This is a genomic window from Salinispirillum marinum (assembly GCF_042650105.1).
Taxonomy (GTDB): Bacteria; Pseudomonadota; Gammaproteobacteria; order Pseudomonadales; family Natronospirillaceae; genus Salinispirillum; species Salinispirillum marinum.
The window spans coordinates 457,001-479,777 of sequence record NZ_JBHSAL010000001.1 but is presented as its reverse complement, the minus strand read 5'-3'; the positions used below and the strand labels follow the sequence as shown (position 1 = coordinate 479,777).

Here is a 22,777-nt window from a genome sequence, read left to right as displayed (position 1 = left end):
ACCCTAGGCTGGCAGAAAAAAGTCGCGCGGTGCTGTGTTCGGTGTAGCGTTGAGTTCAGTTTGGCATAAAGTGCTTCAACCCATGCACGCTTTCACCAGCTTGCTGACCACGGTCATATCGGCACGGCCCTGAACCTGAGGTTTCAGTATAGCCATTACTTTACCCATGTCAGCCATCGACTGTGCACCGGTTTCGGCAACTGCGGATTGAACCATAGCCTGCAACTCTGCTTCGGAAAGCGGTGCGGGCAGAAACTGAGAGATCACCTCCAGTTCGGCTTCTTCAATGTCGACAAGGTCTTGTCGACCTGCAGCACTGAACTGAGCGATGGAATCACGGCGTTGCTTTTGCATTTTATCCAGCAGTGCCAAGATTCGTTCATCGCTCACCTCAATACGCTCGTCCACTTCCACACGCTTAATTTCAGACAACATCAAGCGAACGGTGCCGAGGCGCGCTTTATCTTGCGCCCGCATGGCATCTTTCATCGCCTGTGTCAGTTCTGCTTTTAAGCTCATGTTGGTCTCCGGTGTTCGTGCGTACGCCGCAGCATAACGGAATCATCAGAAGCGTTGCGGCTTCTGAACATCATCCTGAGGCGGTCAAGGCCACAGGAATGGAATACAACAGGGTATGCGTGACGCGTGCTGTTTAATACAGACGGTTCAGACGCTTAGATTCACGCGATACTTTTTTCGCGTGGCGTTTTACTGCAGCAGCAGCTTTACGCTTACGAGCCCAAGTAGGCTTTTCATAGAACTCACGCTTGCGTACGTCTGCCAATACACCGGCTTTTTCGCAAGAACGTTTGAAACGACGTAAGGCTACGTCAAATGGCTCGTTATCTTTTACTTTAACTTGTGGCATGAAAGCTTTGACCTTTTCCGTTAATGGCTTGTTTTCCCGCTTGGCGCACTCAATTTAAAGAGTGTCAATGGTTTGCCAAGATTTGGGAGGCGCGATTTTACGCCGCTGTTGTCTTCTTGTCAAAGTCGGAATACTGGTATTACGACGATGCGGTCAGTATGATGCCTGCCACTGAATGTCTCGTGTAACGAGGTATAACATAACGCATGAATAAGCCGTGCCGTAAATGGCCTGTTAGCCGGAGATAACATGTTGGTGCTGGGTATTGAATCCTCCTGTGATGAAACCGGAGTGGCGCTGTACGATACTGAACTTGGGTTGTTGGGTCATCAGCTGTACAGCCAGGTAAAAATGCACGCGAAATACGGTGGTGTGGTGCCAGAATTGGCCTCGCGTGACCATGTGCGAAGGCTTGTGCCTCTCATTCAAGACGTGTTGCTACAGGCCGGGCGGCAGCGGGAAGATATTAACGGCGTGGCCTATACGGCAGGTCCTGGTTTGTTGGGTGCTCTCATGGTGGGTGCTATGGCGGCGCGCAGTATGGCCTATGCGTGGGGTGTACCCGCGTTGGCGGTGCATCACATGGAAGGGCATTTATTGGCGCCGATGTTGGAAGCGAATCCGCCCGCGTTCCCGTTTGTGGCCTTATTGGTGTCCGGTGGGCATACGCAACTTATTAAAGTTGAAGGCATCGGGCAGTATGAGTTGCTGGGTGAAAGCGTCGACGATGCTGCCGGTGAGGCGTTTGATAAAACCGCCAAGCTCTTGGATTTAGGCTATCCCGGTGGGCCCGTACTGGCTAAATTGGCGGAGCAGGGGGTTGGTGGCCGGTTCACGTTTCCATCCCCGATGGTCGATCGTCCCGGTATGGATTTCTCGTTTAGCGGCTTGAAGACCGCTGTGCGACAGGCCGTGAATGCCATGCCGGAGCCATTGACCGAACAGGATAAGGCCGATATTGCTTTAGCCTTTCAAACCGCCGTGGTGCGCACCTTGGTCATTAAATGTAAGCGGGCTTTGGATGCTACAGGCTATAAAACTTTGGTCATTGCCGGCGGTGTGAGTGCCAACCTGGCGTTACGCAGCGCGCTGGAAGACGCCACGCGCGCGCGTGGTGCGCGAGTGTATTATCCGGCATTATCCTTCTGTACCGATAACGGCGCGATGATTGCGTACGCTGGGGCGCAACGCTTGGTGCAGGGCGAGCATACGAAGCTGCCTGTTACTTTGCGCGCACGGTGGCCATTGACCGAGCTGCCGTCTCCGCCGGTGGTAGCGGATCGATCTCAATAAGTATTAAGGCGTCGAGGGTGCGGTGGGTGTATAGCGATCGTTTAGTCATCAGAAATTTGCAAGTACCAACCTTGATCGGTGTGTTCCCGTTCGAGCGTGAAGCCCTGCAAACTCTGCGTTTGGACATCACCTTGCATACGGACATTTCGCGTGCTGGTGCAACCGACGACTTGGTTCACACCTTAAATTATGCGGCCATCGCCGAGACGGTGGTGGCGTTTGGTGCGCAGGCTACGTTTCAGTTGTTGGAAGCGTTCGCCGAAGCACTGATTCAGTTACTGTTTGCCCGGTTTCCGGTACCCCGGATCGATTTAGTGATCTACAAAGACGGCTGCATTCCCGGTGCGCAAGGCGCTGAATTGCACATTACGCGGGAGCGTTCGCATGGCGAAGACTGAGGTATTGTTGAGCCTAGGATCGAATGTTGATCGAGAGTATCACTTAAAAGCCGCCCTTGATGCGCTTGGGGAGGCCTATGGCCCGTTGGATGTGTCGCCCGTTTATGAGAGTGCGGCGGTGGGGTTTTCGGGCGATGCCTTTTTCAATTTAGCGGTGGCGTTGCAGACCGACGAAAGTCTGAGGGACCTGAACGTGCACTTAAAGCAGATAGAAGATGCCTGTGGGCGAGACCGCAGTCAGCCTAAGTTTTCCGACCGTACGCTGGACATCGATGTTCTCACCTATGGTGATTTGGCCGGAGAAGTCGAAGGCATCAAACTGCCGCGTTATGAAGTGTATAAAAACGCCTATGTACTGAAGCCCCTAGCGGATTTGCGCCCCAACCAGCCGGTGCCGGGAAATCCCGAACAGACATGGCAACGTCTCTGGCTTGCCTTTCCGCACGAAAAGCAGCCCCTCACCGAAGTGAATTTGTAGGTCCGCCGGGCCTGTCGTGCCTCCTCTCGAGCTGTTTTCCTTTCGTTTACTTTTTCGTACCAGACCATGAGCGAGTTAGCGGCGTATACGCGTCGATTTTACAGTGGATCAATGAGGAAATTTTGCTTGTGGCGAATTTTCTTCACCCGCCAATAGCCATCCAGTCTGTCAAACCCTGCCGTAAACCCCCTCGCAGTTTTAATGATTCCACTTACTTTTGAAGAGAGAGACTTGCAATGAAAATGACATTAAAAGCGTTGGTATTCAGTGTGGTTGCTTTGGCGGGTAGTGCTTTCGCGGGTGGCCACAACCATTCAAAAGATATTGTAGATACTGCTGTCGAAGCCGGTGACTTTACAACATTGGTTGCTGCTGTGCAGGCCGCAGGGTTGGTTGAAACCTTGAAAGGCCCTGGCCCGTTCACTGTATTTGCACCTACGGATGATGCCTTTGCTGCGTTGCCTGCCGGTACGGTAGAAGGCTTGTTGCAAAACATTCCTCAGTTGCAGGCGGTTCTGACCTATCACGTGGTGCCCGGTAAAGTAATGGCCGCTGATGTGGTTGGCTTGTCCACCGCCACCACAGTACAAGGTAGCAATATTGATATTGAAGTGCGTAACGGCAATGTGTATGTCGATGGTGCGCAGGTTGTGATGACTGATATCGAAACATCTAACGGTGTGATCCATGTAATCGACGCGGTCATTTTGCCGAACTGATCCACAGCATTTTCCTCAAGCTCGACCTTGTGACCTTTTAGCGGCCCTCGTGGCCGCTTTTTTATGTCCAGGGAATGCCACGTCTCACACCTAGGTCATCCTGCCGGTCGCTGTTATACTGCTCGGCCAAGAAAACACGGTGAGGCGATAACGTGCTGGCGCGATGGTTTTTACACGGCGTTTCAATATTGGTTTTGGTGTTCATGACGGTCGTGGGGGTGCTGTGGTGGAATCATCAACAACCGACCACGATCAATCCCCTCAAGGCAGAGCAGCAAAGCATAACGCTGGCGAATGGACTGCGTTTACATCTGCTTGCGGACCCCGACGCGCCGCATGCGGAAATGGTCGTCGATTGGGCGGCGGGTTATGTATCTGAACCGACCGACCTACCCGGTGTGCATGACCTGTTGTTAGAGGCTTTGTTGCATATTGAATCTGCTGCAGGCCATCGTCACCTTGCCAACCATCTGGCACGTGATCCACTCGGTGACTTAACCGTTACACCCCAAGCCAGCCACACCCGCATTCGATTACAAGCCAGTCCCAGTGTGTTTTTGGCCGAAGTTCAGCGCATGGCGCGCCTGCTCCATAGCCCGGAATTGCCTTTCCCGGTCATCGTCAATGCGCGTCATCAATTGCCTGCCCAGTCACCCGCGTACGACTTTTTGCGCCCCACCGAGCAACGTCTGTTGGACGACTATGTGCTCGATCGGTTTTTAGCACCGGGGCCCGTTGCCCGGTCATTAGACGGTTGGGAAGGCATCAGCGATGAAGGCGTGGCCCGATTGGTTGCGCAACGGGCCAGTGAAAAACTCAGTGCGAACTTGTTTGACATTACATTGCGCGCCCCCCTTGCCATGGCGGATTTACGTGCTGCTCTACCAGAATTTGAAGAACTGCGCGCCGGAACCGCCTTGCCTGATGCTGAACAATATGCGTTCAGTCCGATGCAGGAGCAATTGCGTGAGCCGCAGATTGTACGTGCCCGAGAACTGGATTTAGCGCCCCAAATGCTATTGCTCTACCCGTGGCGACTGGCGACGGAACAGCGCGCAGAAGCCAATGAATTGGTGCGCTGGGCAGAGGCGCACTATGCGGGCGGGCTGGCGGAGCGATTGGTCAGCAACGGTTTGATCACGCACATAGAGGCGCACTACAACGATGAATATTTTGCGCTGCGCTTAACGCCTACGGCGGACGGGCGCGCGAATGAAGCCATTATTTATAGTACGGCATCCCGCTTCCTGGCACAGTTGCAAAATGGTCCAAATGCCAACGAACTGATCCGCCGCATGGCCGGTGACGGCCGGATTGCCGGTGAGCTGGCAATCACGGAATTAAATTTAGACCCCAGTCTGTTTGTTCTGTTGGAGTCTGGCCCCGGTGCCGGCAATTATAACTGGCGCGTAGAGCCGGTCATGCAAGGCTATGCGCAGCGCGCCTTGACACTTTCACTGCCGCAAGTTCGGCCCAGTTATCCCGTAGCCGACATCCCTTTTATACCGAATACTTTTGAGTTGCTGGGTTGGCAGCCGGAGTTGCTGCTGGACAGTGAGGCGTTGACGGTATGGCACTATGCCGACAATCAATTTGATACGGCGCTGGCCAATATGACGGTGCGCGTGCATTTGCCAATAGGGCATCATCCAGAAGTGCAGGCCCGGTGGCAACAATGGGCGGAACAGACGCCCGCTTGGTGGACGGCTACGACGCAGTGGTCCCAGCATGGACAACCGGACAGTGGCCAGGGATTGCGTGTTTCGGTGGATGAACAAGGTATTGTGTGGTCGTTTACGGACACGTGGTCAGTCGTTGAAGCTTGGGCAATTGAGTGGCGCAGTACGCTGGATCGCCTTGCCCCCGAGCTTACGGAGCCTGCAGAGTCTATGGTTGTCGCCCATCGACTCATGCAAGCACGAGCCGAATTAACACCTTTGCAGGTGCCGGAGAGCTTGTCCGAATACCCCTTAACCGTTCTGCTTTCTGGTCGTGTTGATCGCGCGCGTGCCAGCGGATTAGTAACGCCATGGCGGGAAACGGATGTTGTCGCTAGTCCCGCAGAGGTGGCGGCACCTGAACCATTGCCGACACGGCATCAAGTAGCGGAAGTAGAGGTGCCGGGTGATGCGTCGCGTGTCGTGCGAATACTGCAAATTCCACAGAATGATGTCCGCAGTACGGTATTGGCCGAGTGGGCATTGCCATGGTTGCAAGAAACCTTAGAAGGTATCGCCCGGCGTCAGCAGTTTACCGGAACGGTACAGGTGCAACTGGTTCGACCAACCGGAATTCCTGCATTGCAGGTGGAATTGGCAAGCTCGGAACAAGACCCCGCACTGTTGGGGCTGTATTTGAATACGATATGGGCGGAACTCAGGAATGCCGTAGCGCAATTCCCTGTGGCCGTTTTTCAGCAAAGTACGCAGCAGCGTGCGGCACTTTATCGGGCACCTGCTGAATCAATCACCTTGGCGAATCAGTATTTTTGGCAGGACATCAGCGAGCAACGAGCCCACTTTAATGGACGCTTGGAGCGCGCGTTGATCCTGGAAGGCACCAGCATCGAAGGGTGGCAGTATTTTATGCGGCAGTGGTTGTTGGAAGGCGTTGCCCGGCAGTTCACGGTGTACGAAATCGGTGCGCAGTGGCAGGAAGATTATGATCGCAACCGACGTTTACCTGCCGGTTCATCGCTCTGGTGATGCGCATGCGGCATTGGATGTGTCGAGGAGACGCGTCAATGCCGCCGAGCAGAGCTATGGATGAAGCGCGGCGGACGTATTAAATGCCCTCTGGGATCACCGTTGTTTCAGCGTTTAACGGAATGATCATAGACAAGGTAAGCCGTTGCTCAAGCTGGCTTTCAATGCTGACTTGGCCGCCTAAGGTCTCCGTATAACGGGCCACAATCATCATGCCAAGGCCGGGGCCCAAAAGTTCACCATTATTCCCGTAATGCAGTTGGAATTGAGTAAACCACGACTTGGCGTCCTCATCGGTGATACCTTGCCCATGCGCTGCTATGGTGATTTGAATACAATCACCTAAGTCGCCATGGATAAAACTGACCAGTCGACCATCCATGCGTTGTTGCGCCGCGAATGGTGCAAGGCCGATTAAAGCGCGCTGGATCAAGGATTCAAAAATTTTGCGTGACATCACGCCGCGCGCATCCTGATCATCGGTTTCCAGGATAAACTTTTCGCCCAAAACTCCGGAGACCTGAAGCGATCGAATCACACGGCGGCAAGCGTCCACGACGAGGAAGTCGTCCTTTTCGGCGTTGTTGTGCTCCAATTCCAGTTGCAACAATTCCATCAAGTCGGCGGAAATCTGGGTCAGATAATCCAGCTTGCTGGCCATCTGACGGTCCAAGTCCATGGTCGCGGCCGATATTTGCACTTCGGTGGTAATCACATTCAGCACATCGGCCACTTTCAGCATGGCGCGACTCTGATCGTCATGGCTGCGTTGCATATTACGGCGGATCTTCGCGCTGCGGCTCACTTCGTAAGTTAAGCGTTCCTGTTCTAAGTGTGCTTCCTGAATGCGCCGGTTGAGGTTGCCTTGATGTCGAAGCACATCACCAAACTGCATATTCATCGAGAGCAGGAATCCCGCACCCATGACCAGGGTCGCCACCGCCGTTATGGCCAAAATGATCATCAACCAGATGGGCAATAATTGGAGGCTGATGGTCCAGCCAACCACGGCTGCATTCACCAAGGCCACCAGAATAAAGAACATCGGTTGATACATTTTGTGTCGGCGAGACGACGCACTGGTCATAATGTTGCCCTATACCGCTTTAGATTTAATGATGTTGGCCCACTGTGCTGGCCCGGAAATATGCACCGACTCACCCTGCGCATCCACCGCCACCGTCACCGGCATTTCTTCGACCTCGAACTCGTAGATCGCTTCCATACCCAAGTCCTCGAACGCTAGGCATTTCGACGATTTGATGGCTTTCGACACCAGGTACGCTGCCCCGCCTACGGCCATTAGATAGACCGCCGAATGCTTTTTGATGGCATCGAGTCCGGCCGGGCCACGTTCCGCTTTGCCTATCATGCCCAGCAATCCGGTTTTATCCAAGACGGTTTCGGTAAATTTGTCCATTCGGGTCGCGGTTGTTGGACCTGCCGGGCCGACGACTTCGTCACCGATGGGGTCAACCGGGCCAACGTAGTATATGAAGCGATTGCGCAGATCAACCGGCAAAGACTCACCTTTGTTGATCATATCGACCATGCGCTTGTGCGCCGCGTCGCGGCCGGTCAGCATTTTGCCGGATAACAACAAGGTTTCGCCGGTTTTCCAGGTCTTCACCTCTTCTGGCGTAACGGTGTCCAGATTTACCCGACGCGCGTTCGGGCCCGCTTCCCAAGTAATTTCCGGCCAGTCGGACAGTTTTGGCGGTTCCAGTTCCGCCGGGCCGGAGCCATCCAAAACGAAATGCGTATGCCGCGTCGCCGCACAGTTGGGGATAATAGCAACCGGCTTATTGGCGGCGTGGGTTGGATAGTCTTTCACCTTGACATCCAGCACCGTGGTCAAGCCGCCCAAGCCTTGCGCGCCAATGCCCAATTGGTTGATTTTATCAAACAGCTCCAAACGCAGTGTTTCGCTGCGATTACTGGCACCGCGGGCCTGCAAGTCTTGAATATCAATGGGCTCCAACAGGGCTTCTTTGGCCAGCATCATCGCTTTCTCGGCCGTACCACCGATACCAATACCGATCATCCCTGGCGGGCACCAGCCAGCGCCCATTTTTGGAATTTGTTCCAGCACCCAATCCACGACTGAATCGGAGGGGTTGAGCATGGCGAACTTGGACTTAGCTTCACTGCCACCGCCTTTAGCGGCCACATGAACATCAACGGTATCACCGGGTACTAACCGGGTATGAATGATGGCGGGTGTGTTGTCCTTGGTATTACGACGGGCGCCGTCGGGGTCATCCAAAATGGATGCGCGGAGAATATTGTCCGGGTGCAGATAAGCCCGCCGTACCCCTTCGTTCACCATGTCTTCCACGCTCATGGTGGCGTCGGCCCACTGCACATTCATACCAATGTTTAAAAATACGGTGACGATACCGGTGTCCTGACAAATCGGGCGGTGACCTTGAGCACACATCCGGCTGTTGATCAGGATCTGTGCCATAGCGTCCTTAGCTGCGGGTGATTCTTCGCGCTCATACGCTTCGTTTACCGCCTTGATAAAATCTACCGGGTGATAGTACGAAATGAATTGCAGGGCATCGGCAACGCTGTCAATTAGGTCGGCCTGACGTATTGTGGTCATGCTAGGCTCCGAGTCGTTATAGTCTAGGTAGGGTTTTGTGCGGCACATTCTACACCATGAAGGGCCTAGAACCAGCCTTAAACGCCGCGAGTCAACGCGGTCAACCGGGCTTCCTGTTCGGTTAGAAAGTCATCCACAGCCTGCAATACGGCGTTTTCCGGGTGCTCGGATTGTAACGCGCGCACGCGTTGCCGAGCGCCTTCGATGTTTAAGGCACTGCCAACATCCGTTTGGGTCAGGGCTGCGCTGAGATACTGTTCCCAAGTCCTCTGCCAGTTGTCAGGTAACTTCGGTAAAACATCGCCCCGGTGTCGTGCTACGAAGCGTTGCACCAAGGCTTGCAAACGCTGGTCTTTGGGCATGGGCAAATGTGGCCATTCTGCGGCTGGTGTGCCGTATACGGCCCCAGCCATATCACGATCACGGTCGTTGATGAATCCGTCGTACAGGGCTTGTTCGGCATCCGCAGGTTGGTGTTCCCGGTGCATGGCGGTGTGTAGATTAGGCAATACGGTGGCGAGTGGTGGTAAATTCGCCAAGTGGCGCTCGAACACGCGTCGATCAATGCCGTGTCGAGCCGCAACCTCATCGGTGAACAAGCTGATGGGCCCTGCCATCGGACATTTGTTTACATGCACCGATTTAATCGCTAATCGTGGCGTTTCGCCCAGCTCGGCACTGGGGGTATAGAGTCGGTAACGCATTTCATCGGCTGAAAGTTCAGCCAGCTCGGCCGGGTCCGAGCGTAAGTCAAAGCACAGGATTTCATTTTTGTTGGTAGGGTGAAAGTCCAACGGCACCAGCACCGTTATGCAACCTTGGCTTGCCGGTATCATGCCTGAGACATGCACAAAGGGCTGATGCCGTAACACAGGAATTTGGCTTTTCACGAAGGTTTTATCCCGGCATTGGAGGGCCCAAGAAAAAAGCTTCGGTTGGGTGCGCTTAATTAACTGTGCCATACCAATGGTGGCGCGCACATCGGACAGGGCATCGTGGGCTTGCGTATGTTCCAGCCCATTCGCCTGACTAAGTTCTTCGAGGCGAAAGCTGGGGCTGCCGTCTTCCTTGCGGGGCCAGTTAATGCCGTCCGGGCGCAAAGCGTAGGTAAACCGCACGACATCCAGTAAGTCCCAGCGGCTGTTGCCTTGCCGCCACTCGCGGTCATAAACGGGTAATAAATTGCGATAAAATAGAAAGCGGCTCACTTCGTCGTCAAAGCGAATGGAGTTAAACCCGGCGCTGCAGGTATTGGGTTGACTCATGGCATGCAAAATACGTTGTGCAAATTCGGGTTCCGGCATGCCGTGTTCTTGGCAGTATTGTGGGGTGAGGCCCGTAATCAAGCACGCGTCCGGAGATGGGACCAAGTCCGGCAGCGGCTGACAAAGCCAGTTCATCGGCTCGCCGATGATGTTTAATTCCGCATCGGTACGTAACGCGGCAAATTGGCTGGGTTTGTCCTGCCGTGGGTGTTGACCGAAGGTTTCAAAGTCGTACCAAAGAAAGCTGGATGCAGACATAGTGTAGCGGTTCGTTACCGTTTAATGGCACACTAACCCGCCGATCGGTGGGTGTAAACATTAAGAGGGTTTTGTTGTGCTGAAAAAGCTGTTTAAGCGCCAGGAAGTCATGACGGTTGAGCAAGTCCGAGCGTTGTCGACGCACGCCGACCGTGCTCGACTGGAACAACTGGCACGCCAAGCTGACCCGGATGTGCGTGCCGCTGCATTGGCGCATTTGGGGGATGTCGATTTTGCACTGCAAGCCTTTGCGCACCCGAATCCGATCATTTCCGAGGCGGCTCGCGCCATTCTTATTGATGCCTTACTACACCACCGAATGGATGATGGAAAACTGGCCAGTCTCACGGTAGAGCAACGTTTTGGTTTGCTGTTTGAAAGCCAGCCAGAGCGAGCAACACAGTGGTTGACCGAGCAGCCCGAGGCCGTGGTGTTGCAGTTGGCGTTGCAGGCCGCGCGAGCCCCTGAACGTCATCTGGCCGCGGCCTTTTTGCAAGATGAAGAAGCCTTGCAGCAAGTGCAAAGAGCGGCAAAAGGGCACGACAACGGCCTGTATAAAATTGTGAAGGCCCGTTTGGCAGAAGCCCGCGCCGAGCGGCGCGCCCTCGAAGAACGGCAAGCCCAGTTGGCGCGCCTGCAAGAAAATTTGCAGCGCTTGGTGCACAGTCCCTATGACCCCTTGTTAGAGGGTAAGTTTCTACATCAGCAACAACAATTGGCGGAATTAGAGCCGAATACTGATGAACAGGCCATTTTTGACCCCATCATTCAGCAAGTTCAAACACGCATAGAAAACGAGCAAGCGGCTGAGGCGTTGGCACAGCAAGCGGCGGATGAACAGCAGAACGCTACGCAAGAGGCGCTGCGGGTATTGGCCGACACCACCACAATGATGCGTCGCCAGTTGGCCCTGTATTTAGAAGATGGCCGCTTATTGCCCGACGATTGGGCCACCAGCCAAACGTGGCTGGAAAAAGCACGACAAGCGCACCGGGCCGCTATAGAACGGCTGCAAGTAGCACCCGCGATGAATGCCGATGTGCAGAAAACCAGTCAATGGGTAGAACAAACGTTGCAGCGCTTACACGATATGACCGCCCGCTGGGGTGGCATGAGTGCAGCGCTGGCGTCCGCTGAAGATGATGATGCCGCGGCCCTAGCGGCATTGCGTGCACTGCTGGAGCCCCTGCAAAAACACCAGCAAGAGCCCGGCGAGTGGCCCGAAAGTGTCACCCAAGTGGCGGCGAAATTAGGTACGGTGGCTGCTTTGCAGGCCGAACATCACGAAGCGGAAGTGCAAGCGGTGCGCAAGGTGCGTGGGCTGTTGCGGCGTGGTCGCGGAGCCATTCGTGCGGGACATTTACGGCAAGCACGGGGCATTTGGCACAGCGTAGAAGAAGCCTTGATAGAGGTGCCGACGGGTCATGATGCCTTGCATCAAGAGGTGGCTGATTTCTTGGCGGAATTAGAGCAGCTCGGTGACTGGCAATCGTTTGCGGTATTGCCAAAGAAGCAGGCCCTGATTGAGCAAATGCAGGCCCTGATCGAGCGTTCCATGCACCCGAAGGATAAAGCGGATGCGGTGCAACAATTGCAAAATGAATGGCGCGCTTTGTCGCGCGGTGATGGTGGGCAACACCAAACCTTGTGGGAACAATTCCATGCGTTGGCGGATGAAGCCTTTGCCCCGTGCAAAGAATATTTCGCCGAACAAGACAAACTGATGGCACTCAACGCCAGCAAGCGTTGTGAGCTGATTGGTCAATTGACGCAGTACGCAGAAACCAATGACTGGCATAACCCGGATTGGGCCGAAGTAGAAAAAGTATTGCGTTTGGCAGGCCGGGACTGGCGTCACTACACACCGGTAAAACCACAGGATTTCAGAACAACCGAGCGCGATTACCGTGAAATAGTTGAGCGTATTCGTAAGCAGTTAGACCTCGAATTTGAGCGCAACAAGTCCGAGCGTGAGCAGATCATCGCCGCCGCTGAAGCCCTGCGCGAAGAACCCGATTTACGCCGTGCGACGGAAGAGCTAAAGCGCTTGCAGCAGGCATGGAAAAACGCCGGGCGGACTCATCGACAAGATGATCGTCGCCTTTGGCTGAGTTTTCGAAGTATTTGTGATGAGGTATTCGAGCGTCGGAATGTCCAGCAAAACGCTGCCTCAGCCCGTATGGAACACCATGTACGTGCCGCAGAAGAGCTGATTAAGCGGGTGGAACAAGCGGCGCAAGGGGATGAAAAAACGGTCGCCATCGCGCTTCAGCAGTTGTCAGAATGGGAAGCGGAATTTGCGAATTGTGCACCGCTACCCAAAGCGCAGGCACCCGGGCTGAAAGCTCAATTTACGCAAGCGGTGGATGCCTTGAAACATGCGCGGCAACGGCGTCGTCAAACGGCTGAAATTGCCCGTTGGGATGCCTTGTTCGAGCGTTTGGCCGAGTTGGCTGAGTCCGAGCATCACGCGTGGCAGGGTAAAGAGGTAACGGTCAACACCGAGCAGCGCACGGCATGGACCGACGTGGCCGACCTGCCTAAGGTTGCGGCACGGATATTGCCCCGTGTGCAAGCCTTACACACAAGTGACGCTGCGCATGCTAATGCAGAGAGCAACCTGCATCTGCATCATCGACACTGTGTATTGATGGAGATTTTAGTAGGTATCAGCAGCCCGGAAAGCGATACGGCTCTTAGGATGGAGATTCAGGTCGAGCGCCTAGCGGAGGGGATGGGTCAGCATAATACCGAACAGGCCATGCAAGATGCGTTGGAACAATGGTTGCTGTTACCCGGCTATTGCCCGCCCGACCATTATCAAGACTTTCATGAGCGCATTCGCCGCGCGGTGCTGCATTATTTTTTTAAATAAATCATAAATTTAGCGGATTCCTTGCGACGTGTTTCTGAACTAGGAGCAGGGTTTTCGTTGTTTGCATGCTTGGGATGACAAGGTTGAATTATTAATTCATTCAAAAGAAATTATTGACAAGCGAAGCCTGCTCCGTATGATCAAAACCTGTTGATGCCGGAATCGACTGAATCTTCTCAGCAGTTTGCTAGGAGTTCTTAGGCGACCAATCAGCTCACAATAATAAATACCTACAAATGAAGTAGTTAAAAATAAATACAATATCGCAACCGGAGGAAGACCATGACGAGGCTCAAAACAGGCGTCGCAACTCTAATCGCAGGTACCCTTTTTTCAGGGGCTGCTCTAGCCAATGACCACACCGCCAGTGCATGTCTAATCACTAAAACGGACACCAATCCATTCTTTGTAAAAATGCGCGAAGGGGCAGAAGCAAAAGCGCAAGAACTGGGTATGCAGCTCAGATCCTATGCTGGCCGCATCGATGGCGACCATGAAACTCAGGTGCAAGCGATTGAAACCTGCATTGCTGATGGCGCAGACGGTATCTTGCTGACGGCGTCTGACACTTCATCCATCGTCTCGGCAGTAGAGCAGGCACGTGATGCGGGGCTGCTGGTGATCGCCTTGGATACACCGCTGGATCCTGCCAATGCAGCCGATGCGACATTCGCAACTGACAACTTCCGGGCCGGTGAATTAATTGGTGCTTGGGCGGCCGCTCGGCTCGGCAATGACGCCCGGAACGCGCGCATCGGTCTGTTGAACATTAACGTCAGTCAGCCTTCTGTGGGCGTGCTGCGAAATCAAGGCTTCTTGACCGGTTTCGGTATTGATGTCGGCAATCCCAATCGCTGGGGCGATGAAACCGATTCGCGGATTGTGGGCCACGATGTGTCCGATGGTAACGAAGAAGGCGGCCGTCGCGCGATGGAAAACCTCTTGGCACAGGACCCAATGATCAACGTGGTATACACCATCAACGAGCCAGCCGCTGCGGGCGCCTATCAGGCTTTACGGGCCATTAACCGTGAAAATGACGTGTTGATTGTGTCGGTTGACGGCAGTTGCTCGGGCGTGGCTGACATTCAGGATGGCGTCATCGGGGCGACAGCACAACAGTATCCGTTGTCGATGGCCTCCTTGGGTATGGAAGCAATTAAGCGTTGGGCGGAAGATGGCGTGAAACCGGATCCAACACCGGGTAAAGACTTCTTCGATACCGGTGTTTCACTGGTTACCGATGATGCGGCTTCAGGGGTAGAGTCTATTTCTGTTCGTGAAGGTTTAAATCGCTGCTGGGGCTAACGCCACCGAACCTGCCAAGCCTGCTAGGCTTGGTAGGTCTGCACGGCCCGGCTTGCAATGACAAGGCGGGCTGTTTTAGACCCCCACAGTTGAACAGACGACGTTTTCCGCCTTGAGGATTACCATGACTGATAGAAACAATTCATTTGAGAAGATTGCACCCGAACCCACGGCGGATATTGCTTTGCCCGCTTTTGCGCCAGCATCTACCGGCTTCCTGTCTCGACTGCAACACCTGTTGCATTCTAACCCGTCCATGGTGCCGTTGATTGTCCTGCTAATGTCGGTCGGTGTGTTTGGTTTGGTCTTGGGCGAGCGGTTCTTTTCACCTTTTGCGCTGACATTGATTCTGCAGCAGGTTCAGATCGTCGGCATCATCGCTGCCGCGCAGAGCCTGATTATTTTGACGAAGGGCATTGACTTGTCGGTGGGGGCCATCATGGTACTGTCGTCGGTCGTTATGGGTCAGTTTACGTTCCGTTATGGGATACCGGTTCCTATCAGTATTATCTGCGGTCTGATCTGTGGTATGGCGTGTGGTGCGGTCAGTGGCCTGTTGGTGTCGCGCATGAAATTACCACCTTTTATTGTCACCTTAGGCATGTGGCAAATCGTGTTGGCCACCAACTTCCTGTATTCCGGCAATGAAACCATTCGTGCGCAAATCATTGAAACAGAAGCCCCCTTACTGCAATTCTTTGGTACCAAATTCAGTATCGGTGGAGCGGTTTTCACCTTTGGCGTCATATTCATGGTGCTCCTTATCGTTGGCTTGGCCTATGCACTAAAACACACGGCATGGGGGCGCCATGTCTATGCTGTGGGTGATGATATTGATGCGGCCGAGTTGTCGGGTGTTAAAACGGGGCGTGTGTTGCTGTCTGTTTACATGTTGTCCGGGCTGATTTGTGCGTTTGCCGGTTGGGCCTTGATTGGGCGTATTGGTTCGGTTTCGCCTACCGCCGGTCAGTTGTCCAATATCGAGTCCATTACGGCGGTAGTGATTGGCGGAATCTCGCTGTTCGGTGGTCGGGGATCCATTATGGGGGCGTTGTATGGCGCGTTGATTGTGGGTGTCTTTACCCTTGGACTGCGGTTATTGGGGGCCGATGCGCAGTGGACGTATCTTCTGATTGGCGTCTTGATCATCTGTGCGGTTGCGGTGGACCAATGGATTAGAAGGGTATCAGTATAATGAAAAACGTATCCCCTATTTTGGAAGCAAAGAATCTGGTCAAGTCTTTCGGTCGTGTGATGGCGTTGGATCATTGTGATTTTGACCTGTTGCCTGGCGAAATCTTAGCCGTTATTGGTGATAACGGGGCAGGGAAATCGACGCTAATTAAAACGTTATCCGGTGCCATCACACCGGATTCCGGTGAGCTGTTCTTAGCCGGGCAAAAAATACAGTTCGGCTCACCCATAGATGCCCGAAAACAGGGCATAGAGACCGTGTATCAACAACTCGCGATGTCACCGGCCTTGTCGATCGCCGACAATATGTTTATGGGGCGGGAGTTGCGGCGGCCGGGCTTTATGGGGCAGGTGTTGCGTCAGCTCGACCGGCCGGCGATGGAAAAATTTGCCCGGGAGAAATTAAACGAATTGGGTTTAATGACCATTCAAAATATTCGTCAGCCGGTGGAGACTTTGTCGGGTGGGCAGCGCCAAGGTGTTGCCGTGGCCCGTGCGGCGGCTTTTGGTTCGCGCGTTATTATTCTGGATGAACCGACGGCGGCCTTAGGTGTTAAGGAGAGCCGCCGGGTTCTGGAACTCATTGTCGAAGTCAAAGCGCGCGGTATTCCGATCGTACTGATCAGCCACAACATGCCCCATGTTTTTGAAGTAGCGGATCGAGTGCATATTCACCGCTTAGGTAAGCGGTTGTGCGTCATTGATCCCAAAGACTATACGATGAGCGATGCGGTGGCTTTGATGACGGGCGCAAAAGAACCTGATACAGAACGTTCGGCGGCGTGAACATGATGAGTGTTAATGCAAAAGTCGCCAAGGTCGTGCAGCTTGTTGAGTCGCGTCTGATACCGGGACAACGTCTTATGCTGGCGATAGCCGGGCCGCCGGGGTCCGGTAAATCAACTTTGGCCGACGTGGTTGTTCATCATTTGAATTCGCGGCAGGATCCAGCCTATGCCGCGGCGCTGCTGCCCATGGACGGGTTTCATTTGGACAATCACATACTGCGTGAGTACGGGTTGCTGAATCGCAAAGGTGCACCAAATACCTTTGATGCACCCGGTTTGTTGTCCCTGCTGAAGCAGGTGAGGCAGCAAACGGGAACACTGTATTATCCGTTGTTTGATCGTGAACAAGATCGCTCCTTGCCGAAAGCGGGGACGTTACGGAGGGATATTCCCATTGTCATTGTGGAAGGGAACTACCTTTTGTTGGATGCGCCGGTATGGCGAGAGATCAGCCAGTGCTTTGATGCCACCGTATTTTTGCATACTCCCCTTCCGGTATTAAAGGAGCGTTTATTGAATCGATGGATAGGGTTCGGTTTCTCGGCACAGGATGCGGAGCTTAAAGCTCAAGACAATGATTTACTTAACGCAGAATTGGTGATTCAAGACAGCATCCATGCTGACCTAACGCTGGACTAAACATGCCTACTAGGATTTAAAGATGGTCGATGGGGTTTCGCGCAGCAAGGTGTTTTGGTCGATCATGTATTCTGTGGAAATTTGATAGGCTGCGGCGCCTACCGCACGCGCCAGGCTGCCAAAGTTACCGGGCATTATTCCAGGGCGCACAACCCCTTGTTGATCCAATTGATCAAGGCGTTGATTGATTTCCTTCACGAGGCGTTTGCGGATGATATCTGGGAATGCGCCATCGAGGACCACCACCTCAAAATCAATCACCGCAAGCGCAGAAATGATGGCGTGCGCCAAGCTCCGGCCTGAACGCTGTATCCATTGCGTGAGTTCCGGCTCAAGCGCATCCCAATCGCAGTCTTCCGTATAGATGGTCATGGCAAGTTCCGGGTCGCGCGCGGCGACCATGTGTTCCAAAACGACCAGGGACGCATGATCTACCAAGCGATCGCCGCCTGGCTCGTCTGGAATTCTCAGCGGGCCAAAGCCCCCCGCACTGCCTCGTCGTCCCGGAAATACACTGCCGTTCAATACCAAGCCGCCGCCAATGAAGGTGCCCACAAAGAAGTAAACAAAGTCTTGGGAGTCGTGCGGTGGACCAAACACCAATTCACCGCGACAAGCCGCAGTGCCGTCATTTTCAATTTTAATGGGCCATGGATATTGACTCATCAATGTTTTCTTCACATCGAAAGAGCGCCACGCCGCCATGTCCTCCACTGGCGCACCGAAGTCGTCGGTCCAGCTCCAGAGTTCAAACGGCGTTGCGATGTTCAATGCAGCGATATCATTTTCGGTTTTACCGGCCGAGGCCAGCAACGGAGGCAGATTCTCGGCAAGAAACTTCAAGGTGTTATCAGGGGTTGGGTAAAGGTGCGCTTCGGTTTTGCTGACCAGAACCTTGCCGACGAAATTCACCACCACTAAATCGAACGAACGTCGCCCAATTTTAAACCCGATGTAGTGTCGAGCGTCGGGGTTCAGCATCATGGGCACCGAGGGTTGGCCAATGCGGCCTCTGTTTGGCGAGCCACGCAGCAAAAGACCTTCTTCTTCCAGTGCGCGAAAAATAACGGAAATGGCGTTGGCCGAGAGTCCGGTTATGCGCGTGGCTTCCGCTTTGGTCAGGCGCTCGTGAACGCGCAACAAGTGCAACACCAAGCGTTCGTTGATACCTCGGACAGTGGTTAAATTGGAGCCTTTTAACGGTTGGAAACGCATCAAATGCCTGCTATTGCAAATGGGGTGTAACGCCGAACATTTCAGCGTGGCTGTAACCGGGTGTCAAGTTTACCTTATGTTGGCGGGCATGAGGTGATTTCTGTTCAGGCTTCGGTTTAAAAGGATGGACCACAAAAGCGTGGATAGAATTATTTTCCAAATAAATTCAAAGGGTTATTGACAAGATGCAGAGTCGACATTAGTATACGCCCACATTGCAGCGCGGCACTGAGATTCAGAGCCAAGCACCCACCAGAAGGGGCAAAACAGTTTGATGCGGGATGGAGCAGTCTGGTAGCTCGTCGGGCTCATAACCCGAAGGTCGTTGGTTCAAATCCAGCTCCCGCTACCAATTAGAGAACCCGATATGCGAAAGCGTATCGGGTTTTTTGTTGCGTATGAGTATTGGCCGTAAGGAAGGTCGGGCTCGGCTCTTAATAACCGCAGGAAGGTCGTTGGTTTAGAAGCGAAGATAAAAATCTCGCAGTAGGGCTCGGTACTCCGCGCTGTACGCATGGGTGGCATCTTTGATGGTTAAGGTCGTAACGTCGGTGGCACAGGCCTGGCGCACTAAACTGACCATCCAACGATGCGCGGTTTTGTCTGGCGTTGATTGCACTGCACAGTGGCGTCGTACATGCCAACCTAAGGGTTCCGCTAAAGCAATGAGCTGTTGCGCACTCGAAACAGGCAAGATAAAACTGAATTGCCCGTTAGGTGTCAGCCACTCCGTCACTCGTTTAATCATTGCGTGGAAAGGCAAGCTGTCGGCATGACGGGCCTGTTGCCGAGCGGCTTTCGGTGAACCCAAGCTGTCGCTGAAAAACGGTGGGTTAGAGATAATCATGTCATAGCGACTGGGGGCTTGCCACGAGAGCACGTCGCCTTGCAGGAACGCTATGCGCTCCTGCCATGGACTCTGTGCCGCATTGTCTGCGGCTTGTTGGGTGGCGTCTTGATCAAGCTCTATACCGGTGATGGCAACGGAACCCGAGGTACGTTGCGCCACCATCAAGCTCAGAATCCCACTGCCTGCACCGATATCCAGCACCGCGCCGAGTTCGGGCACTTCAGCCCATGCACCAAGGAGCAAGGCGTCCGTACCCACTTTCATTGCACAACGGTCATGCTGAACGGTAAATTGTTTGCAGTGGAACGGTGGTGTTGCAGTGGTCACATCAATTCAAGAACTCATTGCGCGTGGTGGCATTGGTCTTGAATATACCACCCAACGCAGTGGTTTCCGTGGTTGAGTTGGCGTCCATAATGCCGCGCGATTTCACGCAATAGTGTGTGGCTTCTATGCTCACAGCAACATTGTCGGTTTCAAGCAGCGTTTGCAAGGCGACCAACACTTGCTGCGTTAACCGTTCTTGCACTTGCGGGCGCTGGGCAAAAAAACGCACGATGCGGTTAATTTTTGACAGGCCAATGACTTTGTCGGCGGGGATGTAGGCAACTCTCGCCCGTCCGTCGATGGTCACAAAGTGGTGTTCGCAGGTGCTGATGACGCTGATGTCCTTCACCTTCACCATTTCCTCGACACCCATTTTGTTCTCAATCAACGACATCTTGGGGAAGTTGGCGTAATCCAGCCCAGCGAAAATTTCATCAACGTACATCTTGGCGATGCGATGGGGCGTCTCGGCCAAACTGTCGTCGTTCAAGTCTAAACCTAAGGTGCTTACCACTTCAGTCATTAAGCCACGAATGCGCTCATATTTTGCATCCCGGTCCAGTTGATTAGGTAGTAGGGGCGTCTCAAGACCTCGTTCAATGAGCGTATCACGAACTTTCTGGGCTTCATTTGACATCATAAGATCACCGCATGGCGTTTGTTTTGTCTGAATACGATACAACATCAGGCGCTGGATTACCGAATGATGACATAAATCTGTCGTAGAAAAGTTTCTGCTTTGGCCTGGAATGGACTATATTGTCAACGTACGGCGAGCCATGGGTGCGCCGTAAAACGACAAACAAAAACAAAAACGACGTAAAAAGCCATTTTCATTCTCTAACGCTGCTGAAATCTTTATTGTTTCTTAATCGGTTAAGATGGCTGAAATGGTCCTTCGTTGGTGTTGACTCAAGTGGAGTGTACGTTATGAAAATGACCGTAGTACGGCGTACGGGTCTCGGTTTTCTCTTGTTGTTGGTTTTAATGACGGTGATCGGCGTGGCTGCACTGCGCAGCCAGCAAACCATGCAACGCAGTATGTCGGAAATTACGGGTGACGTGTTGCCCCAACTGCAGTCAGGCTATGCCTTGATGATTACGGCGCAGAACATCAACAAAGCCGTGGCCCAACACGCCAGCGAACAAAACGTTGAGCTGTTGACGGTTTATGAGGCGGAGTTTGCACGCGAAGTCGAGCAATATGGTTTATTACTGGATACGCTCGTGGCCCAGACCGACGGCATGGATGCACTGCAAAATGAATTGAATCAAGCCAATGGTCTGCTGCAATCGCTGATTGAGCTTGGTGAACGGCAGCTGGCCATTCGTTCTGAACTGTTGGCTGCGGATGACGCCTACTTTGCCGAAGTTCAAGGCGAAGCTTCACGGTGGTTAGCCTTTCCGAATGAAATGCGGGTGGTCGATCGGGTCATGGAAGTTCTAAGCCAGCAAACGACGCGAGAAGCCAGCGCAATAGGCGCAGATACGCAATATGTGCGTGACAAGATTGACCTGGTACGTACCGAAGTGACAAACAGCAATACCATGACCTCGGTACAGGAACTGATTGAGCTGCGTGAGTTTTTACAGGGCGAACTGCAAAATACTCAAGTCAGGATTGAGCGGCTAGAAGATTCCAATACCGTATTGTTTGACCGGCTTGGGCGCTTCGTCACGGTATTGGACCGTGCGGTTAACGCTGACGATGGTACCTTAGCCCTCAACATCCAACGCCTGCAGTTGCAGGCCGAGTCCAACCGCTTGCAAGCCGCCATTGCCAACGACATTAACGGTGGCGTGGCCGCACTGCAGCGCCTGAGCGATCAAATTGCCGAGCGCTCGAATGCGCTGCAAAGTGAGTTAGCGAGCGATGCCCAGCAAGCGCAGGTGGCTATCGTCGGTACCTACGCAGTCTCACTGTTGTTGGCACTGTTCATTGTCTTTGGTCTCATTCGCAGCATACGCAAACCGCTGAATCAAATCGTCACCGTGTTGAAAGAGATTTCGGCGGGTGATTTGAGCCACCAAGTCCGCTTGAAAGGGCAGGACGAGTTCACCGCCATTGGCGATGGCATCAATAATCTCTTGCGTCATTTGCGGGATATTTTGCAAGGCATTGGGCAAACCTCGGCGGAAGTGAACGCGGTAACGCAACAGGTGATGACGACCACGGCGTCCAGTCGCCAAAAACTGCGCGAGCAAAAAGAGCAAACCGACCTGGTGGCGACGGCAGTAACCGAGATGGAGTCCGCCACGCAAGAAGTAGCGAACAGTGCTAGCGGTACCTTGGCGGAGGTGGATCGAGTAAATAAAGAAGCGCGTGATGGCCAGCACAACATGGACATCAGCTTACAAGCTATTCAGACCTTGGAAGGTAATTTGCAAAAAGCCAGTGGCGTCATCGATGCGCTGAATAAGGAATCCGAAAACATCGGCAACATTTTGGCGGTGATCAAAGGCATTGCCGAACAAACGAACTTGTTGGCACTGAATGCAGCGATCGAAGCGGCGCGCGCGGGTGAGCAGGGCAGAGGTTTTGCCGTTGTTGCCGATGAAGTGCGAGACCTGGCGAGCAAAACGCAAAAGTCGACCGAAGAAATCTATCAAATGATTGAAGCCTTGCAGTCACGTTCGCAAGAGGCCGTTGGTTTGATGTCGCAGAACCGTGAACAGTCGCAGGTGGTGGTCAGTGAATCGGAGAAAACCGGACAGTCCATCGGCGAAATACTGGGTTCATTGGCGCGCATGTCGGAAATGATTCATCACATCGCCAATGCGGTCAATGAACAGAAAGTGGTGGCGGGTGAAGTGGCCAATAATACGGTGGTGATTGCGGATATGGCGGATCAGGTTGTTAACAATGCGTCGAGGAATGCCGATACGTTCGAGCAACTGGCGGCATTAACACACGAACAAGAAGCCTTAGTCGGTCGTTTTAAGTTTTAACCCCGAGTAAGTACGTCACAAAAAAGCCCAAGATGATTCT

The 22,777-nt window shown here is 53.4% G+C and carries 18 protein-coding genes, 1 tRNA gene and 1 pseudogene; 12 read left to right on the top strand and 8 right to left on the bottom strand.

The window, feature by feature from the left end; genetic code table 11:
- Positions 1-75 precede the first annotated feature (75 nt).
- Positions 76-519, bottom strand: coding sequence for a GatB/YqeY domain-containing protein (locus ACFOSD_RS02355; protein ID WP_380693996.1), 444 nt, complete (start codon positions 517-519; stop codon positions 76-78).
- Positions 520-652: 133 nt separating this feature from the next.
- Positions 653-868 carry a 30S ribosomal protein S21 gene (gene rpsU, locus ACFOSD_RS02350; protein ID WP_304994882.1) on the bottom strand — a complete coding sequence of 72 codons (216 nt, stop codon included), beginning with the start codon at positions 866-868 and terminating at the stop codon, positions 653-655.
- A gap of 249 nt (positions 869-1,117) precedes the next feature.
- Here rpsU and tsaD point away from each other — a divergent pair, with 249 nt between their 5' ends.
- From tsaD to ACFOSD_RS02325, 5 genes and pseudogenes are all read left to right on the top strand, one after another.
- The gene (gene tsaD, locus ACFOSD_RS02345; RefSeq protein ID WP_380694000.1) at positions 1,118-2,161 is read left to right on the top strand and encodes a tRNA (adenosine(37)-N6)-threonylcarbamoyltransferase complex transferase subunit TsaD; all 1,044 of its coding nucleotides are present in this window, start codon (positions 1,118-1,120) and stop codon (positions 2,159-2,161) included.
- Positions 2,107-2,484 (top strand): annotated as a pseudogene (locus ACFOSD_RS02340) (dihydroneopterin aldolase); the annotation flags it as partial. The gene tsaD and the pseudogene ACFOSD_RS02340, both read left to right, overlap by 55 nt.
- 61 nt (positions 2,485-2,545) lie before the next feature.
- Positions 2,546-3,037 carry a 2-amino-4-hydroxy-6-hydroxymethyldihydropteridine diphosphokinase gene (gene folK, locus ACFOSD_RS02335; protein ID WP_380694002.1) on the top strand — a complete coding sequence of 164 codons (492 nt, stop codon included), beginning with the start codon at positions 2,546-2,548 and terminating at the stop codon, positions 3,035-3,037.
- A gap of 236 nt (positions 3,038-3,273) precedes the next feature.
- Positions 3,274-3,756: a fasciclin domain-containing protein gene (locus ACFOSD_RS02330; RefSeq protein WP_380694005.1), complete on the top strand. Its 483-nt coding sequence runs from the start codon at positions 3,274-3,276 to the stop codon at positions 3,754-3,756.
- A gap of 152 nt (positions 3,757-3,908) precedes the next feature.
- A complete protein-coding gene (locus ACFOSD_RS02325) occupies positions 3,909-6,461 on the top strand; it encodes a hypothetical protein (RefSeq protein WP_380694008.1) in 2,553 nt (850 codons plus the stop codon).
- A gap of 79 nt (positions 6,462-6,540) precedes the next feature.
- On the opposite strand, the gene ACFOSD_RS02320 is transcribed toward ACFOSD_RS02325, so the two are convergent.
- From ACFOSD_RS02320 to sbcB, 3 genes are all read right to left on the bottom strand, one after another.
- On the bottom strand, positions 6,541-7,548 hold the full coding sequence (locus ACFOSD_RS02320; protein WP_380694010.1) for an ATP-binding protein: 1,008 nt from the start codon (positions 7,546-7,548) through the stop codon (positions 6,541-6,543).
- 9 nt (positions 7,549-7,557) lie between these two features.
- On the bottom strand, positions 7,558-9,069 hold the full coding sequence (locus ACFOSD_RS02315) for a fumarate hydratase (protein WP_380694012.1): 1,512 nt from the start codon (positions 9,067-9,069) through the stop codon (positions 7,558-7,560).
- A 77-nt stretch (positions 9,070-9,146) separates the two neighbouring features.
- A complete protein-coding gene (sbcB, locus tag ACFOSD_RS02310) occupies positions 9,147-10,592 on the bottom strand; it encodes an exodeoxyribonuclease I (protein ID WP_380694014.1) in 1,446 nt (481 codons plus the stop codon).
- A 76-nt stretch (positions 10,593-10,668) separates the two neighbouring features.
- Between sbcB and ACFOSD_RS02305 the strand changes: the two genes are divergently transcribed.
- The 5 genes from ACFOSD_RS02305 (at position 10,669) to ACFOSD_RS02285 (ending at position 17,396) form a co-directional block, all read left to right on the top strand.
- Positions 10,669-13,467: a DUF349 domain-containing protein gene (locus ACFOSD_RS02305; protein ID WP_380694016.1), complete on the top strand. Its 2,799-nt coding sequence runs from the start codon at positions 10,669-10,671 to the stop codon at positions 13,465-13,467.
- A gap of 282 nt (positions 13,468-13,749) precedes the next feature.
- On the top strand, positions 13,750-14,775 hold the full coding sequence (locus ACFOSD_RS02300) for a sugar ABC transporter substrate-binding protein (RefSeq protein ID WP_380694018.1): 1,026 nt from the start codon (positions 13,750-13,752) through the stop codon (positions 14,773-14,775).
- Positions 14,776-14,899: 124 nt separating this feature from the next.
- Positions 14,900-15,970, top strand: coding sequence for an ABC transporter permease (locus tag ACFOSD_RS02295; RefSeq protein ID WP_380694021.1), 1,071 nt, complete (start codon positions 14,900-14,902; stop codon positions 15,968-15,970).
- Positions 15,970-16,755, top strand: a complete 786-nt coding sequence (locus ACFOSD_RS02290; RefSeq protein ID WP_380694024.1) for an ATP-binding cassette domain-containing protein — start codon at positions 15,970-15,972, stop codon at positions 16,753-16,755. The genes ACFOSD_RS02295 and ACFOSD_RS02290 overlap by 1 nt, the downstream gene beginning before the upstream one ends.
- Positions 16,756-16,757: 2 nt before the next feature.
- Positions 16,758-17,396, top strand: a complete 639-nt coding sequence (locus tag ACFOSD_RS02285) for a uridine kinase (protein ID WP_380694026.1) — start codon at positions 16,758-16,760, stop codon at positions 17,394-17,396.
- Positions 17,397-17,405: 9 nt separating this feature from the next.
- Here the strand turns inward: ACFOSD_RS02285 and ACFOSD_RS02280 are convergent, their stop codons facing one another.
- Positions 17,406-18,611, bottom strand: coding sequence for an ROK family transcriptional regulator (locus ACFOSD_RS02280; RefSeq protein ID WP_380694027.1), 1,206 nt, complete (start codon positions 18,609-18,611; stop codon positions 17,406-17,408).
- Between the two features lie 275 nt (positions 18,612-18,886).
- Between ACFOSD_RS02280 and ACFOSD_RS02275 the strand changes: the two genes are divergently transcribed.
- A tRNA-Met gene (locus tag ACFOSD_RS02275) sits at positions 18,887-18,963 on the top strand.
- 108 nt (positions 18,964-19,071) lie between these two features.
- Here ACFOSD_RS02275 and ACFOSD_RS02270 read toward each other — a convergent pair.
- Both ACFOSD_RS02270 and folE read right to left on the bottom strand, forming a co-directional pair.
- Positions 19,072-19,788: a tRNA1(Val) (adenine(37)-N6)-methyltransferase gene (locus ACFOSD_RS02270; protein ID WP_380694029.1), complete on the bottom strand. Its 717-nt coding sequence runs from the start codon at positions 19,786-19,788 to the stop codon at positions 19,072-19,074.
- A gap of 1 nt (position 19,789) precedes the next feature.
- Positions 19,790-20,428, bottom strand: a complete 639-nt coding sequence (gene folE, locus ACFOSD_RS02265) for a GTP cyclohydrolase I FolE (RefSeq protein ID WP_380694031.1) — start codon at positions 20,426-20,428, stop codon at positions 19,790-19,792.
- Positions 20,429-20,718: 290 nt separating this feature from the next.
- On the opposite strand from folE, the gene ACFOSD_RS02260 reads away from it, so the two are divergent.
- Entirely contained in the window at positions 20,719-22,737 is a 2,019-nt protein-coding gene (locus tag ACFOSD_RS02260; protein ID WP_380694035.1) for a methyl-accepting chemotaxis protein, read from the top strand.
- The last annotated feature ends 40 nt before the right edge of the window (positions 22,738-22,777 follow it).

Bases quoted from the DNA above. Each gene is read 5' to 3' on its own strand.
- ACFOSD_RS02355 (WP_380693996.1), bottom strand. From the start codon at position 519: ATGAGCTTAAAAGCAGAACTGACACAGGCGATGAAAGATGCCATGCGG.
- rpsU (WP_304994882.1), bottom strand. From the start codon at position 868: ATGCCACAAGTTAAAGTAAAAGATAACGAGCCATTTGACGTAGCCTTA.
- tsaD (WP_380694000.1), top strand. From the start codon at position 1,118: ATGTTGGTGCTGGGTATTGAATCCTCCTGTGATGAAACCGGAGTGGCG.
- folK (WP_380694002.1), top strand. From the start codon at position 2,546: ATGGCGAAGACTGAGGTATTGTTGAGCCTAGGATCGAATGTTGATCGA.
- ACFOSD_RS02330 (WP_380694005.1), top strand. From the start codon at position 3,274: ATGAAAATGACATTAAAAGCGTTGGTATTCAGTGTGGTTGCTTTGGCG.
- ACFOSD_RS02320 (WP_380694010.1), bottom strand. From the start codon at position 7,548: ATGACCAGTGCGTCGTCTCGCCGACACAAAATGTATCAACCGATGTTC.
- ACFOSD_RS02315 (WP_380694012.1), bottom strand. From the start codon at position 9,069: ATGACCACAATACGTCAGGCCGACCTAATTGACAGCGTTGCCGATGCC.
- sbcB (WP_380694014.1), bottom strand. From the start codon at position 10,592: ATGTCTGCATCCAGCTTTCTTTGGTACGACTTTGAAACCTTCGGTCAA.
- ACFOSD_RS02300 (WP_380694018.1), top strand. From the start codon at position 13,750: ATGACGAGGCTCAAAACAGGCGTCGCAACTCTAATCGCAGGTACCCTT.
- ACFOSD_RS02295 (WP_380694021.1), top strand. From the start codon at position 14,900: ATGACTGATAGAAACAATTCATTTGAGAAGATTGCACCCGAACCCACG.
- ACFOSD_RS02290 (WP_380694024.1), top strand. From the start codon at position 15,970: ATGAAAAACGTATCCCCTATTTTGGAAGCAAAGAATCTGGTCAAGTCT.
- ACFOSD_RS02285 (WP_380694026.1), top strand. From the start codon at position 16,758: ATGATGAGTGTTAATGCAAAAGTCGCCAAGGTCGTGCAGCTTGTTGAG.
- ACFOSD_RS02280 (WP_380694027.1), bottom strand. From the start codon at position 18,611: ATGCGTTTCCAACCGTTAAAAGGCTCCAATTTAACCACTGTCCGAGGT.
- folE (WP_380694031.1), bottom strand. From the start codon at position 20,428: ATGATGTCAAATGAAGCCCAGAAAGTTCGTGATACGCTCATTGAACGA.
- ACFOSD_RS02260 (WP_380694035.1), top strand. From the start codon at position 20,719: ATGAAAATGACCGTAGTACGGCGTACGGGTCTCGGTTTTCTCTTGTTG.